Raw genomic sequence first — 14,234 nt, 5'->3', positions numbered from 1 at the left:
AAAGATCCTCCCCATGACTGACACGACGCAGACGACGACGGCGCCCGGCAGCGGCGCCAGCACGTCGCACCGCGCGCTCTCGCGCTGGTTCTACAGCCGGCCGCGGGCACGGCTCGGCGCGCTGCTGGCCTTCCCGCTGCTCTGGCTGGGCGTGCTGTACATCGGCTCGCTCGTCCTCCTGTTCATCACGGCGTTCTGGAAGGTCGACACCTTCACTTCGAAGGTCATCCCGTCCTTCACCCTCTACAACTTCACTCAGATCCTCACTCAGCCGGCCTACCAGCTCACGGCCCTGCGGACGATCGGCATCGCGCTCGCGGTGACGCTGCTGTGCGCGGCGCTGGCCCTGCCGCTGGGCCTCTACATGGCGAAGATCGCCTCGCGCCGGGTCCGGATGATCCTCGCGATCGGGATCACCCTGCCACTGTGGGCGGGGTACCTCGTGAAGGTGTACTCGTGGCGGCTCTCGTTCACCAACGGCGGGCCGCTGGACTGGCTCCTCGCGCCGCTGGGGGCGACCGGACCCGGCTACGGGCTCGGCGCGCTGGTGATCACCCTGGCGTACCTGTGGTTCCCCTTCATGGCCGTCCCCGTGTACTCGGCCTTCCGGCAGATCCCGCAGAACCTGTTCGAGGCCTCGGCCGACCTGGGTGGGCGCGGCTGGGCGACGGTCTGGCATATCGCGCTGCCGCTGCTGAAGCCGGCCATCATCGCCGGCTCCATCTTCACCTTCTCCCTGAGCCTCGGCGACTACATCGCCGCCCAGTTCGTCGGCGGGAAGACGCAGGTCATCGGCACGGTGATCGCCTCTAACATCAACCTCAACCCGCCCCTGGCGGCGGCGTTCAGTACGGTGCCTCTCGTCGTCGTGATCATCTACCTGTTCCTCGCCCGGAAGTCCGGCGCGCTCAACCACTTCTAGGAGAAGCCATGCAGTTCACTCCCGTGTCCAAGAACGTCCTGCGCGTGGTGGCCGGCGTGGTGATGGCCGCGATCTACCTGCCGCTGCTGCTGGTCATCGCGAACTCCTTCAACGCGACGACGGCGGGCAGCTTCCCAATCGCGGACTGGAGCACCAAGTGGTGGGCGGCCGCCTGGCACAACGAGGGGGCGCGGGAGGCGATCGCGACCTCGCTGAAGGTCGCCGCCGTCTCGACGGCGATCGCGCTGGTGCTGGGAACGCTGATCGCGTTCGCGCTCTCGCGATACACCTTTTTCGGCAAGAACACCGTCAATCTGCTCGTCGTGCTGCCCATCGCTCTGCCCGGCATCGTGACCGGTGTCGCGCTGTCCAACACGTTCAAGACGGTCCTGACCCCGCTGGGCATCGGGCTGGGGCTGTTCAGCGTCATCGTCGGGCACGCGACGTTCTGCGTCGTCATGGTCTTCAACAACGTGCAGGCCCGGCTCTCGCGGATGAACATGAATCTCGAGGAGGCGGCCATGGACATGGGCGCCACGTCGTGGCAGACGTTCTGGCACGTGACCTTCCCTGGGTTCCGGTCGGCGATCGTGGCCGGCGGGCTGCTGGCGTTCGCCCTGAGCTTCGACGAGATCGTCGTGACGACGTTCACCGCGCCCCCCGGCACGGAAACCTTGCCCGTGTGGATCTTCAACAACATGGCCCGGCCGAACCAGGCTCCGGTGGTCAACGTCATCGCCGCGGTGTTGATCCTCGTGTCGATGATCCCCGTCTACCTGAGCCAGCGGCTGACCGGCGACGACCGCAAGTGAGGCCTGCCGCCCACCGGCGACGGGTGAGAGACGATGACCGTCGTGTGGGTGGTTCGTAGTAGTTTCTCCTTGTGAGCGTCACGAACTATGCCGAACTGACCGCCGAAGCCCAGCGGCGCTTCTGGCGTATCCACCGGCGCCGCGAGTCGTTGCCACCCCAGCATCGCCGGGCGGTCGAGGGGGTGGCCCACGCCCTGCGCCGGGGGTCGATGAACCGGGCCATCCCGGAGCGGTACCTGCTCTACCTGGACCTGTCGACGCCGACGCCGGTCGCGGCCATCGCCGTCGGCGACCTGGACGAGGCGACCCACGTCAGCTGGCACCTCTCGGGCGTCGGCATCCGTCCCGACACGGCGATGTGGGGGACCGTGCGGGAGGTGGGGCAGGTCGTGCTCGAGCAGCGCCGCGTCGGCGCCGAGCGCCCGGCCGGCATCGTCTGGCTCGGCTACACGCCCCCGGTCTTCGTCGAGGCGCTCTTCCCGGACCGGGCCCGCGCCGCCGTGCCGCGCTTCGCCGCGGATTTCCTGCAGTTGTTGACGTTTCGCCCCGACCGGCCGCACATCAGTTTCGAGGGCCACTCCTACGGCGCGGCGGTCGCCGCGCACGTGCTCGAGGCCATCGCCCAGCGGGACCGGCATCAGCGGCCCAGCCGGGCCGTCGTCGAACTGTCCCGGCTCGCGCGCGAGGAGCAGCTCGTCAAGGCCTTCATCATGATCGGGTCCCCGGGCATCCCCGCCCGGTTCGGCCGCGACCCGGGCCGACTCGGCATCGGCGAGGACTGCGTGTTCGACGCCGTCGCCCCGGACGATTGGATCGCCCGTTTCGGCCGACTCGTGGGCCGGGTCCTGCGCAACCGCAGTCCGTTCGGGCGCCGCCTGCCCGTCTCGGCCCTGCCCGAGCTGGGGCTGCTCCCCGTCACGGGCCACAACTCCTCGCACTTCGTGCCCGGACGCAGCCAGACGACCTACGGCTACCGCGACGCCGGCACGCGCAGCTTGCGCAACATCGCGCTCGTCACGACCGGGCAGGAACCCGTCTGAGAGCGGACCCGGCGGGTTAGGGTGGGGCGCATGCACAGCACCGATCTGACGCCCGCGACGTTCGGCCCTGCCGGCGACCGCTGGCTGTTGAAGTACGTCGTCGACCTGCCCGTGAGCCGCTGGGACGCGTGGATCGCCGTCACCACCCGCGACGGCCTCGGGGCCTGGTTCCCGGCGCGCGTGCTGGGGGAGTGGACCCCCGGGCGCGAGCTGACGTTCGCGTTCGATGACGACGACGAGCCGACCTACGGCGAGGTCGTCGACGTCGATTCCGGCCGTCAGCTCGCCTTCACGTGGGATACGGACTCGCTGCGCCTCTCCCTCGAGGAGTACGACGCCGGCACGCGCCTGACGTTCGCGGCCTCGATCGGGTCCCGGGGTCGGGGCGCCCGCGACGGGGCGGGGTGGCACGCCTGCCTGGCCGCCCTGCGTGAGTCCGTCGGCGGCTACGTCGAGGACGCCGACAAGGACACGGGCCGGCTCTTCGCCCTGTACGCCGAGCGCTTCGGCCCCGAGGCGTCCACGGAGCGGCCTCCGGCCCCGGAGTAGGCCCGTAGATCAGTCCCGGCGGATCGTCTCGTCCATCATCCGCGCGATGATGTCGTTCATGGCCAGCAGGCCGACCAGCTCGTTGCCGCGCACGACCACGAGTCGGTTCAGGTGCAGGCTCGTCATGAGCGCCGCCGCCTGGCGGACGGAGAGCTCCTCGCCCACGGTCACGGCCGGCTTCACGGCGGAGTCGTAGACGTTGAGCAGGTCCACGTCGCCCTCGTCGGCGACGATCGCGCGCAGCAGCTCGGTGAAGCTCAGCAGACCGTAGGAGTCGTGGGCGTTCTGGCGCTCGACGACGAGACTCTTGACGTTCCTCGCGCGCATCGTCGCGAGGGCCTCTCGGAGGGTCGCGTACGGGGAGACCGTGACGACGTCGGGGACCATGAGGTCCTGGACTTTGAGCACGGAATCCTCCTGTGCGGGCGGGGCGGGAGAGCCGGGCAGCGACGTTGCGTCGTCGTCGCGCCGCATGTACTCCTCGAACTTGACCAGCTGACGCGTTTCGATCCCCGTCAGGTGGTCCACGGGGACGTTGAAGGCCATGCCGTGCGAGTTGTCCCCGTCGCTGAGGACCTCGTGCAGGGCCTTGAGGATGGGCGTGGCTAGGTGCGTGCCGACCACCATGAGCAGCACCGATTGCGAGCCCTCGAAGGTGAGGCCGAAGAAGGTCTTCTTCAACTCCCCGCCGATGCCCTTGCCCGTCAGGATGGTGACCCCGGTGGCGCCGGCCCGCTGGGCGGTCTGGATGGCCTCGTCCTCGAGTTCGGGCGGAGTGATGACGACGACGGCGGTGAATTTCATGCGCGGTCCTTCCGCAGACGGGGAAACCTCTCCAAAATCAAGGTATACACCAGGACGGAGATGATCGGGAAGATCGAAGCGAAGGCGATGAGGCCGAAGCCGTCGATGAGGGGGTTCCTGCCCTCCACGGCACTCGCGAGGCCGATGCCGAGGGCGGTCACGAGGGGGACGGTGACCTCAGAGGTGGTCACGCCGCCGAGGTCGAACGCCAGCCCGGCGATGCCTTTGGGCGCCAGGGCGACGAGGACGATGACGACGGCGTAGGAGCCGAAGATGACGTAGTGCATGGGCGCGCCCACCAGGATGCGGTAGACCCCCAAGGTGATGCCGGCCGCCACACCGCCGGCGACGAGCAGCCGGATGACCGTCGCGCTCAGCGGGGTCGGCGAGACCTCGGCGGCCTGATCGGCGATCGCCACGAGCGCCGGTTCGGCCATGGTGGCGGCGAACCCGATGAGCAGCGCGAAGAGCAGGATCATCGTGTGCGAGTCGCGCTCGATCAACTGCTCGGCCATCTGCGTGCCTAGGGGGAAGAGCCCCAGCTTGAGGCCGACCACGAACGCGTAGAGGCCGACGAGCACCATGACGAACCCGACGGTGACCCGCAACGGGTGGGACAGCCGTCGTCGTAGTGCCACGTACTGGAAGAACAGGACGACGAGGACCAGCGGCAGCACGTTGCGGACCATCTCGCCGAGCCCGAAGAGGTGCTCGACGGGCCACGGGACGCCGCCGCCGGCCTGGGGCGCCGCGTCCGCGGGTGCGGGCCCCGCGGTGCCGAAGGTGTAGACCCACCAGCCGTAGAGCTGGACCCCGAGCATCGGCACCATGACGCACAGAGCCACCAGGCCGAACCCGTCGGAGAAGGGGCTGCGCCCGCGGATCGAGTTGGCCAGTCCGATCCCGATCGCCGCGATTAGGGGCACCGTCACGACATTGGTCGTGACGCCGCCGGAGTCGTAGGCCAGGCCGACGATCTCCTCCGGGGCGAGGAACGTGACCGCCAGGACAATCGAGTAGCCGACGATCAGGATGCGGTGGATGTGCCAGCCCCGGAGCACCCGGAGGATCCCGAGAATCAGGATCGATCCCACGGAGAGGGCCACGACCATGCGCAGGGCGAGGCCGTTGACCCGCCCGTCGCTGACGAGCTCGGCCTGCTCGGCCACCGCGATGAGCGCCGGCTCCGCGATCGATGCGGCGAACCCGATGGCGAATCCGAACGGGAGCAGGAGCCCCAGCTTGCCGCGCCGCGTGAACTGGTTGGCCAGGTTCTTGCCGACCGGGAAGACGCTCAGGTCCAGCCCTTGCAGGAAGAGCGCGATGCCGACGCCGACGATCAGCAGGCCGGCGGCCAGTTGGAACGGGTCCTCGGGCATCCGGCGGAAGACTGCCAGTTGGAAGAGCACCACGACGACGATGATGGGCAGCAGGTTCCGCAGCGCTTTGAGGAATTCGCGCGCGAAGTGGCCGAGGTGCTCCACGGAGAATCAGTTCCTCTCCTGCTGGGCCGACGAAGTGGTCCGTCCTCCAAGTTTCGGCTACGCGGGACGCGGAGTCCACCGTTGACAGACGCGAAAGAGCCCCGCGGCGTCCGTGGAGACGCGGCGGGGCTCTTCTGGTGCGGTGTTCGTCGGGCTACTGGCCCAGGTCCCGGCGCATCTGGTTGATGCGCTGCACGTTGATCTCGTGTGTTGTCACGTCCTCGCGAGTCCATGCGGTCACGCCCTGCAGTTCTGGCATGTCCGAGGCGACGAAGACGGGGTCCTCACCCCGTTTGGCCTGGGCGGCGTAGTGCTTGAGCAGCTTCATCGCGACCCCGCCGAGCGCGAAGATCGCGATCAGGTTGACGAGGGCCATGAGGCCCATGATGCCGTCGGCGAAGTTCCAGACGACGTTGACGGTCGCGAGTGCGCCGACCATCACGGCGGCCGTAGCGAGCGTCCGGTAGGCGACCATGACCGCCGGGCTCTTCGTCATGAAGGCGATGTTCGCCTCGCCGTAGTAGTAGTTTCCGATGATCGAGCTGAAGGCCAGAAGCAGGATGATGACGGCCAGCAGGATCGAGGACCAGGCGCCCAGCGACTCGGTCAGCGCGTTCTGCGTCAGGACGATGCCCTGGGCCTCGCCGACGGGGTCCGGGACGGCGACGAGGATGATGAACGCGGTGACCGAGCAGATGATGAAGGTGTCGAAGTAGACGCCGAGGGTCTGCACGAGCCCCTGCTTGGCGGGGTGGGTCACGGCGGCGGACGCGCCGGCGTTGGGGGCCGAGCCGAGGCCCGCCTCGTTGGAGAACATGCCGCGCTTGACGCCCTGCATGATCACGGCGCCGAGCCCGCCGCCGATGGCGGAGTTGAAGTTGAAGGCTTCGGAGAAGATCAGGCCGATCACGCGCGGCAGCTCGGAGATGTTCATGACGACGACGACGATGCCCAGCAGGATGTAGAGCAGCGCCATCGCCGGCACGAGCGCCTGGCTGACGTGGGCGATGCGGCGGATGCCGCCGAAGACCACCAGCGCGGTCATGACGGCGAGGACGACGGCGATCGTGATCATGAGCGACGGGTCGTCAGTGCCGGCGGCGCCGGTGACGGCCTGGGCGATCGTGTTCGCCTGCAGCGACGAGAAGGCGAGGGGGAAGCAGATGATCAGGATGATGGAGAAGATGATGCCGAGCCAGCGGGCGTTCAGGCCCTTCTGCATGTAGTAGGCGGGCCCGCCGACGTAGCCGTCGGGGCGCTTCTCCTTGTAGAGCTGGCCGAGGGTCGACTCGACGAAGCTCGAGGCGCCGCCGATGAAGGCCATGGTCCACATCCAGAAAATCGCTCCCGGCCCACCGATGGCGACCGCCGTGGCGACACCGGCGACGTTGCCGGTGCCCACGCGGGATGCCGCGGAGATGGTGAAGGCCTGGAAAGCCGAGATCGACTTGGGCTTTCCGTCGGGCCCGATCAGGGCCTTGTCGGAGAGCGTCTTGATCATGTTCGGGATCATGCGCAGCTGCACGGCACCACTGCGGATGGTGAAGTACAGGCCGACGAAAGCGACAACGGGAAGGAGGATCCACGACCAGAGCCAGCCGCCGGCGTCGGACAGCAAGCCCTCGAGGAATTCGTTCTGGAAAAGTTGCATGACGGCGAATATACCTCGGCGCTATGGGTTGGGACACACCAGCCTGTGACCGCGGACTACTTCCTCCGGTAGGTCAGGTCGTAGATGGACCGGCCGACTTTCAGCGCTTTGGTTTCGAAACTGGTCTGCACGCGGCCCTCGAAGCGCGGCGCCCAGCCGTCGTGCACGTTCTCGAACTGCTCGTCGGGATCGAGGACCTCGCGCATGTGTTCGGCGTATTCCTGCCAGTCCGTGGCCAGACGCCAGAGGCCGCCGGGTTTCAGTGCCCGTGCCACATGCGCGGCGAAACTTGGTTTCACCAGTCGTCGTTTGTGGTGTTTGGATTTGTGCCACGGATCGGGGAAGAAGACCTGGACCTCGTCGATGGAGCCGGGTGTGAGCAGGAACTCGAAAACCTCGGGTGCGTTCGCCTGGATCGTCCGGATATTCGTCAGGCCCAGCTTGCCCGCCCGGAGCATGAGCTGCGCGAGCCCGGGCGTGTAGACCTCGACCGCCAGGTAGTCGCGCTCGGGGTGCTCGGCTGCCTGCGCCACGAGAGCCTCGCCGAGCCCGGAACCGACCTCGACTGTCAGCGGTGCGAGGCGCCCGAAGACGGACTCCTGATCGAACTTTGCCTCGCGGTCGACGGAGGTGTCGGCGATATCGCGGGGCACCTCGTAGAGGTACTGGTCGGCGTACGCCTCCCACGCTCTTAGGCGGCGGCCTTGGAGGCGGGATCCGCGGCGCACGAAGGACACGGGTTCGGTGCGGTAGTAGCTGGGGTCGTCGACGGCGCGGCCGGAGGTGGGGCGCTTGCGATCTTCCGGAATGTTCATCCCTGACAGGTTACCGCGAGATCCGGGGGCGATCAGGGGAGTCCCCCATGGTGGTCGGCGAGACGCTGGGGCACAATGAGGATCATGAAGACCACTCTTTCTGCCGTCCTGAACGTGATCTGGTTGCTCTTCGGCGGGCTGTGGCTGGCCTTGGGCTACTTCGCCGCCGGCATCCTCTGCTGCCTTCTCATCGTGACGATCCCCTTCGGCATCGCGTCCTTCCGCATCGGCCTCTACGCGCTCTGGCCATTCGGCCGCACGATTGTCGACCGCGGCCCGAATGTCGGGTTCTTCTCCACGATCGGCAACGTCATCTGGATCATCGTGGCGGGCATCTGGATCGCGATCGGCCACGTCATCACTGCGATCCCGATGTTCATCTCGATCATCGGCATCCCGCTGGGCATTGCCAACCTCAAGCTCATCCCGGTTTCGCTCGTGCCCCTCGGCAAGGTCATCGTGCCCTCAGACGCCGTCCTCCCGACCTACCAGCGCGCGTAGCGGGGAAAGGTGTGAACGCCGTGAAACCGGCAGCGGTGAAACCGACCTCCATGACTTCGCTCGTGACGTGCCTCTGGTTCGACGGCGACGCCCGCCGGGCCGCCGAGTTCTATGCGTCTGTCTTCCCCGGCGCGAGCGTCGGCGACGCGATCGCGGGTGATGATGCCGGCGGTGAGCCGTTGACCGTCGACTTCGAGATCGGCGGCACCCGGTTCGTGGGGCTCAACGGCGGCGACCAGTTCACGTTCAACGAGGCGACCTCCTTCCAGGTCCTGTGCGAGACGCAGGAGGAGATCGACTACTACTGGGAGGCCCTGACCACCGGCGGCGAGCCGGGCCGCTGCGGCTGGCTCAAGGACCCGTTCGGCGTCTCGTGGCAGGTGGTGCCCCGCCGCCTGATCGAGCTGTTCGCCGACGAAGACCCTGACGTGCGCCGTCGCGTGACCGAGGCGTTCATGCCGATGAGCAAGCTGGACCTCGAGGCGATCGAGGCGGCGGCGACGGCGCGTTGACCGGGCGCGGCTGGCGGCGGGTGGCGAAGTGAGTTCCATGGCACAGGAATAGATCTTCCCCTGGCAAAGTTGAGTTAGGTAGACTCAAGTTTGAGTGGTTCGTCCTCCAGAGAAGAGAAAGGAAACGTGAGTGGACAACAAATTCACCACCCAGAGCCAGGAGGTGCTCTCCGCCGCCGGAATGAACGCCTCGACCGCAGGCAACCCGCAGATCGAACCGGCCCACCTGCTCAAGGCGCTCATGGACAAGCGCGATTCAGTGGCCGTCGCCCTCCTGAAGTCCATCGACGTCGACCCGGACATCGTCTCCACCAAGGCCAGCGCGGCCATCAAGGCGCTGCCGGCGTCGTCGGGCTCCTCCGTGGCCCAGGCGCAGTTCTCGCGCCAGCTGCTGCAGGTCGTTCAGGCGGCCCAGCAGGCCAGTGCCGAGGCGGGGGACTCCTACGTCTCGACCGAATTCCTGCTCATCGGCCTCGCCCTCGACTCCGGCGCGGCCGGGGACGCACTCCGGCAGGCCGGTGCGAGCGCCGAGGCCCTGCGCGCCGCGCTGCCGTCGATCCGCGGCGACCGCACCGTCGACAACCCGGATCCCGAAGCCACCTTCCAGGCCCTCGAGAAGTTCGGCACCGATCTGACGGCGATCGCCCGCTCAGGCAAGCTGGACCCGGTCATCGGCCGGGACACCGAAATCCGCCGAGTCGTCCAGGTGCTCTCGCGTCGGACCAAGAACAACCCCGTGCTCATCGGCGAACCCGGCGTCGGCAAGACCGCCGTCGTCGAGGGCCTCGCCCAGCGCATGGTCGCCGGTGACGTGCCCGAATCCCTGCGGGGCAAGACGCTCATCTCCCTGGACCTCGGTTCCATGGTGGCCGGCGCCAAGTATCGCGGCGAGTTCGAGGAGCGGCTCAAGGCCGTGCTCGAGGAGATCAAGAACTCCGATGGGCGCATCGTGACCTTCATCGACGAGCTGCACACCGTCGTCGGCGCGGGCGCCTCCGAGGGAGCGATGGACGCCGGCAACATGCTCAAGCCGATGCTCGCCCGCGGCGAGCTGCGTCTCATCGGCGCCACGACTCTCGACGAGTACCGCGAAAACGTCGAGAAGGATCCGGCCCTCGAGCGGCGCTTCCAGCAGGTCTACGTGGGGGAGCCGAGCGTCGAGGACACGGTCGGCATCCTGCGCGGGCTCAAGGAGCGCTACGAGGCCCACCACAAGGTCCAGATCGCCGACGCCGCGCTCGTTGCCGCTGCCACCCTGTCCAACCGCTACATCAGCGGCCGCCAGTTGCCGGACAAGGCCATCGACCTCGTCGACGAGGCGGCCTCGCGCCTGCGCATGGAGATCGATTCGGCGCCGGAGGAGATCGACGCGCTGCGCCGCGCCGTCGACCGACTGACCATGGAGGAGCTCGCGCTCGCCGATGAGACGGACCCGGCCTCCGTCGAACGGCTCGCGGCCCTGCGCTCCGACATGGCCGACAAGAAGGAGCAGCTGGATGCGCTCAACGCCCGCTGGGAGGCCGAGAAGGCCGGCCTGAACCGCGTCGGCGACCTCAAGGTCCGCCTCGACGAGCTGCGCAGCCAAGCCGAGAAGCTCCAGCGCGAGGGCGACCTCGAGAAGGCGTCGCGCATGCTCTACGGGGAGATCCCGGGGCTCGAGAAGCAGCTTGCCGAGGCCCAGGAGGCCGAGGCGGAGGCGGGCGATCGCGATCTCATGGTCTCCGAGGAGGTCACCGCGGAGGACATCGCCGAGGTCATCAGCGCGTGGACGGGCATCCCGGCCGGGCGCATGCTGCAGGGAGAATCGGCGAAGTTGCTCGCGATGGAGCAGTTCCTCGGCGAGCGGCTCATCGGCCAGTCCCAGGCCGTCGCCGCCGTCTCCGACGCCGTGCGCCGGGCTCGGGCCGGGATCTCGGATCCCGACCGGCCCACGGGCTCCTTCCTCTTCCTCGGCCCGACGGGCGTGGGCAAGACGGAGCTGGCCAAGGCGCTCGCCGACTTCCTCTTCGACGACGAGCGGGCGATGATCCGCATCGACATGTCGGAGTACTCCGAGAAGCACTCGGTCTCGCGGCTCGTCGGCGCGCCTCCCGGCTACGTCGGGTACGACGAGGGCGGCCAACTCACGGAGGCCGTGCGCCGCCGCCCGTACTCCGTGGTGCTTCTCGACGAGGTGGAGAAGGCCCACCCCGAGGTCTTCGACATCCTGCTGCAGGTGCTCGACGACGGCCGGCTCACCGACGGCCAGGGCCGGACCGTGGACTTCCGCAACGTCATCCTCGTGATGACGTCGAACCTCGGTTCGCAGTTCCTGGTCGACCAGACCATGGAAGACGCCGCCAAGCGCGAAGCCGTGATGAGCATCGTCAACACCTCGTTCAAGCCGGAGTTCCTGAACCGCCTCGACGAGGTCATCATGTTCGATCCGCTCTCGCTGGAGGAGCTGGGCTCGATTGTCGATTTGCAGGTCCGCGCACTCGGCGCGCGGCTGGCCGAGCGACGCCTGACGCTGGAGGTGAGCGAGAGGGCCCGCGAGTGGCTGGCGCTGAGCGGCTTCGACCCGGCGTACGGGGCGCGGCCCCTGCGCCGGCTCGTCCAGCGCGAGATCGGCGACCGGCTGGCCCGCGCCCTGCTCTCCGGCGGGATCGCGGACGGCGACGACGTCGCGGTCGACGTCGTGGACTCCGAAGGTCAGCCAACCGGCCTCAGCGTGGAGCGCGCTTAGCGATCCGCAGCGCGCGTGAGCCCGCCGCCCGGTCGTGCACCTGCGGCGGGCCCGCGCGGGTGGCTCAGGAGTCGGCGTCCTTCGACGTCTCGTCCTCGGACTCCTCGGGCAGGAGCGATCCAGTGACCGTTTCGTCGGCGGACGTCAGCGTCAGGAAGCAGGCGACGGAGCGGTCCCCGGACTCCCACGAGCCGCTCGTCGGCTGGCTGAACTGGTACTCCCACGAGTAGGACGTCAGCACGCCCGTCTCGAGTTTGATGTCTTTGCAGGCCTCGGTGGCCTTTTCGGTGGTTGCCGGCTGGCCGGGGTAGGGGATGTCCTGCTCGAGTTCGGCTGTGCCGATGAACTGGGCGTTGTGCGCGGTGGTGCACTCTACGATCGTCGCCGCTTCCAGCGGGCTCGTGAACTGGGTCAGGCAGTCGCCGACCTCGAAGGCCGAGGCCGGTGCACCCCTGGCGATGATCCCGTCGATGCCCGGCTCGGTGTTACGTACGACGTCGTCGTCGGCTTCCGGGGCGGGAGTGCCGCCACCGAGCTTGACCACCGCGTAGACCACGAGCAGGACGACGGCGGCGATGCCCACCAGCAACCAGACTCGGGAGGGGCGGCTGGGCTGTGTTTCGGCCGGCTTCGGAGGCTGGTAGGGGGAAGACTCCGGTTCACGGGTGGGTTCCACGTGGCTCCTGCTCAAGCGGTCGGGACTCGGGCGATGATATCTCTACCACCATAGACGGTGCGGATCGGCGTGCGTACGTGCGCCGGCCATGTCGGGATAGGTCACACGGCGACCGCGATCCCTCCCGAAACATGTTAACCTTGGAATACGAACGATCCAGTCACTTAATCCGGAGCCTCCCTCGTGACGGAGGGACCAACTCCGGGTCACTACCGCGAAGGGGGTCTCGCCATGGGGCGCGGCCGTCAGAAGGCAAAAGCAACACGGCAGGCCCGGGACATCAAGTACTACTCCCCGGCCACTGATTTGTCTGCCCTCCAACGCGAGCTCGGTACCACCGGCCAGGCGGCGGAGCAGCACGACGATCCCTTTGAATCGGAGTACGCGGACAAATACGCTGATGGCGACGATGAGGACGAGCGACGCTTCGGTTGAGCAGGTACTCGTGAACGGGGCCGGGAGTGGCGAAGACACCCCCGGTCACCGTCGTTTAAGCGGCGGCGGCCGGACGGCCGAGCTGGCCATCAACACGGCCCACAAGGCGGCCCTGCGCTCGATCGCCCGCGTCGTCGACGAGACCGCCGAACCACAGGACCCCGCTCGCGCCGAGGCCGGCATCTATGCGATGCTCGCGGCCCGCGACGTTCTCGTCATCACCGGTGCGGGAGTCTCGACGGACTCCGGCATCCCCGACTACCGCGGGCCCAACGGGTCGCTGAAGCGGCACCGCCCGATGACTTATCAGGAGTTCAAGCACGATCCCGCCGCGCGCCAGAGGTACTGGGCCCGGAGCTTCGTCGGCTGGCGGCACATGCACGCCGCCGAACCCAACCGCGGCCACTACCTGCTGGCGGAGTTCGAGCGGCACGGGTGGATCAGCGGCATCGTCACCCAGAACGTCGACGGACTGCACGCGGCCGCGGGCTCCGAGAACGTCATCCCGCTGCACGGGGACCTCTCCCTCGTGCGGTGCCTGAACTGCGGGGCCGTCGAGGCGCGCCCGGACCTCGATGCGCGGCTCCTGGCGGCCAACCCCGGCTACCTCGAGCGGATCGATCTCGACCCGTCCGCGGTGAATCCCGACGGCGACGTCAGCCTTGACGGCCGGCACGTGCGCGCCTTCACAATGGTCGGCTGCCTCACGTGCGGCAGCGTCGAGCTCAAGCCCGACGTCGTCTACTTCGGAGAGAACGTCCCGGCCGGGCGCAAGCGGGAGGTGGCCGACCTCGAAGCGGCCTCGCGCTCCGTTCTCGTCGTCGGCTCCTCGCTTGCCGTGATGAGCGGCTACAAGATCGTGCTGGATGCCGTGCGCGCGGGCAAACAAGTGGGCATCATCAATGGCGGCCCGAGCCGTGCCGACGCCAAAGCGGACTGGCGCTGGCGCGTCCGTGTCGGCGCCGCCCTGGAGCGCCTACACGAGGACCTACTCTAGGATTTCCCCGGACGACGGCCGCCGTCGTCCAGCAGATAAACCGCCAGGACCTCCCGGTACCGGCTGTCGCCCCCGGGGCGCATGTCCACCAGGGCCGCCTCGGCGACCTCGAAGCGCTCGCCTCGCCGCAGGCGCCCCGTCGTGTGACTGACGTGCGGCCGGTAGCCGTCGAGGACGTGCCGCGGCCCGGGCAGGCTGATAGCGGCGTCTGGGTCCTTCGTCTGCGCCGCATGCAGTTCCCCGTGCAGGATCGACAGCGTCTCGGCTTCCTCGAGGAGGGAGACCGGCACCTAGCCCCCGCGGCCGAACCG

At 68.2% G+C, this 14,234-nt stretch carries 15 protein-coding genes; 9 read left to right on the top strand and 6 right to left on the bottom strand.

Annotation, left to right across the window (positions count from 1 at the left end; translation table 11 throughout):
• Positions 1–13: 13 nt before the first annotated feature.
• From EV380_RS09910 to EV380_RS09895, 4 genes are all read left to right on the top strand, one after another.
• Positions 14–922 carry an ABC transporter permease gene (locus tag EV380_RS09910; protein WP_102159062.1) on the top strand — a complete coding sequence of 303 codons (909 nt, stop codon included), beginning with the start codon at positions 14–16 and terminating at the stop codon, positions 920–922.
• A gap of 8 nt (positions 923–930) precedes the next feature.
• Positions 931–1,734, top strand: coding sequence for an ABC transporter permease (locus tag EV380_RS09905; RefSeq protein ID WP_130451015.1), 804 nt, complete (start codon positions 931–933; stop codon positions 1,732–1,734).
• A gap of 71 nt (positions 1,735–1,805) precedes the next feature.
• On the top strand, positions 1,806–2,774 hold the full coding sequence (locus EV380_RS09900) for an alpha/beta hydrolase (protein WP_130451014.1): 969 nt from the start codon (positions 1,806–1,808) through the stop codon (positions 2,772–2,774).
• Positions 2,775–2,804: 30 nt separating this feature from the next.
• A complete protein-coding gene (locus tag EV380_RS09895; protein ID WP_130451013.1) occupies positions 2,805–3,323 on the top strand; it encodes an SRPBCC domain-containing protein in 519 nt (172 codons plus the stop codon).
• A gap of 9 nt (positions 3,324–3,332) precedes the next feature.
• On the opposite strand, the gene EV380_RS16870 is transcribed toward EV380_RS09895, so the two are convergent.
• From EV380_RS16870 to trmB, 4 genes are all read right to left on the bottom strand, one after another.
• Positions 3,333–4,127: a CBS domain-containing protein gene (locus EV380_RS16870; protein WP_242607572.1), complete on the bottom strand. Its 795-nt coding sequence runs from the start codon at positions 4,125–4,127 to the stop codon at positions 3,333–3,335.
• Positions 4,124–5,611: a DUF1538 domain-containing protein gene (locus EV380_RS09880; protein ID WP_130451012.1), complete on the bottom strand. Its 1,488-nt coding sequence runs from the start codon at positions 5,609–5,611 to the stop codon at positions 4,124–4,126. Before EV380_RS09880 ends, EV380_RS16870 begins: the two co-directional genes overlap by 4 nt.
• A gap of 154 nt (positions 5,612–5,765) precedes the next feature.
• Positions 5,766–7,262, bottom strand: coding sequence for an alanine/glycine:cation symporter family protein (locus tag EV380_RS09875; protein ID WP_102159067.1), 1,497 nt, complete (start codon positions 7,260–7,262; stop codon positions 5,766–5,768).
• Positions 7,263–7,318: 56 nt separating this feature from the next.
• Complete coding sequence (trmB, locus tag EV380_RS09870; protein ID WP_102159068.1) at positions 7,319–8,077, bottom strand: tRNA (guanosine(46)-N7)-methyltransferase TrmB; 759 nt, start codon at positions 8,075–8,077, stop codon at positions 7,319–7,321.
• A gap of 84 nt (positions 8,078–8,161) precedes the next feature.
• Between trmB and EV380_RS09865 the strand changes: the two genes are divergently transcribed.
• The 3 genes from EV380_RS09865 (at position 8,162) to clpB (ending at position 11,815) form a co-directional block, all read left to right on the top strand.
• Positions 8,162–8,578, top strand: a complete 417-nt coding sequence (locus EV380_RS09865; protein ID WP_130451011.1) for a YccF domain-containing protein — start codon at positions 8,162–8,164, stop codon at positions 8,576–8,578.
• Positions 8,579–8,628: 50 nt separating this feature from the next.
• On the top strand, positions 8,629–9,090 hold the full coding sequence (locus EV380_RS09860) for a VOC family protein (protein ID WP_130451010.1): 462 nt from the start codon (positions 8,629–8,631) through the stop codon (positions 9,088–9,090).
• 130 nt (positions 9,091–9,220) lie between these two features.
• Positions 9,221–11,815 (top strand): ATP-dependent chaperone ClpB, encoded by a 2,595-nt coding sequence (clpB, locus tag EV380_RS09855; RefSeq protein WP_130451009.1) that lies wholly within the window; start codon positions 9,221–9,223, stop codon positions 11,813–11,815.
• 64 nt (positions 11,816–11,879) lie between these two features.
• Here the strand turns inward: clpB and EV380_RS09850 are convergent, their stop codons facing one another.
• Entirely contained in the window at positions 11,880–12,491 is a 612-nt protein-coding gene (locus tag EV380_RS09850) for a septum formation family protein (protein WP_165391931.1), read from the bottom strand.
• Between the two features lie 231 nt (positions 12,492–12,722).
• On the opposite strand from EV380_RS09850, the gene EV380_RS09845 reads away from it, so the two are divergent.
• On the top strand, positions 12,723–12,926 hold the full coding sequence (locus EV380_RS09845; protein ID WP_102159072.1) for a DUF3073 domain-containing protein: 204 nt from the start codon (positions 12,723–12,725) through the stop codon (positions 12,924–12,926).
• On the top strand, positions 12,892–13,923 hold the full coding sequence (locus EV380_RS09840; protein ID WP_242607571.1) for a Sir2 family NAD-dependent protein deacetylase: 1,032 nt from the start codon (positions 12,892–12,894) through the stop codon (positions 13,921–13,923). Before EV380_RS09845 ends, EV380_RS09840 begins: the two co-directional genes overlap by 35 nt.
• Here EV380_RS09840 and EV380_RS09835 read toward each other — a convergent pair.
• Entirely contained in the window at positions 13,920–14,213 is a 294-nt protein-coding gene (locus tag EV380_RS09835) for a hypothetical protein (RefSeq protein ID WP_130451007.1), read from the bottom strand. The genes EV380_RS09840 and EV380_RS09835 overlap by 4 nt on opposite strands.
• Positions 14,214–14,234 lie beyond the last annotated feature (21 nt).

The sequence above is a fragment of the Zhihengliuella halotolerans genome (genome assembly GCF_004217565.1).
Classification (GTDB): Bacteria; Actinomycetota; Actinomycetes; order Actinomycetales; family Micrococcaceae; genus Zhihengliuella; species Zhihengliuella halotolerans.
The sequence above is the reverse complement of the archived record's forward strand: the minus strand, read 5'-3'. Positions and strand labels throughout refer to the sequence as shown.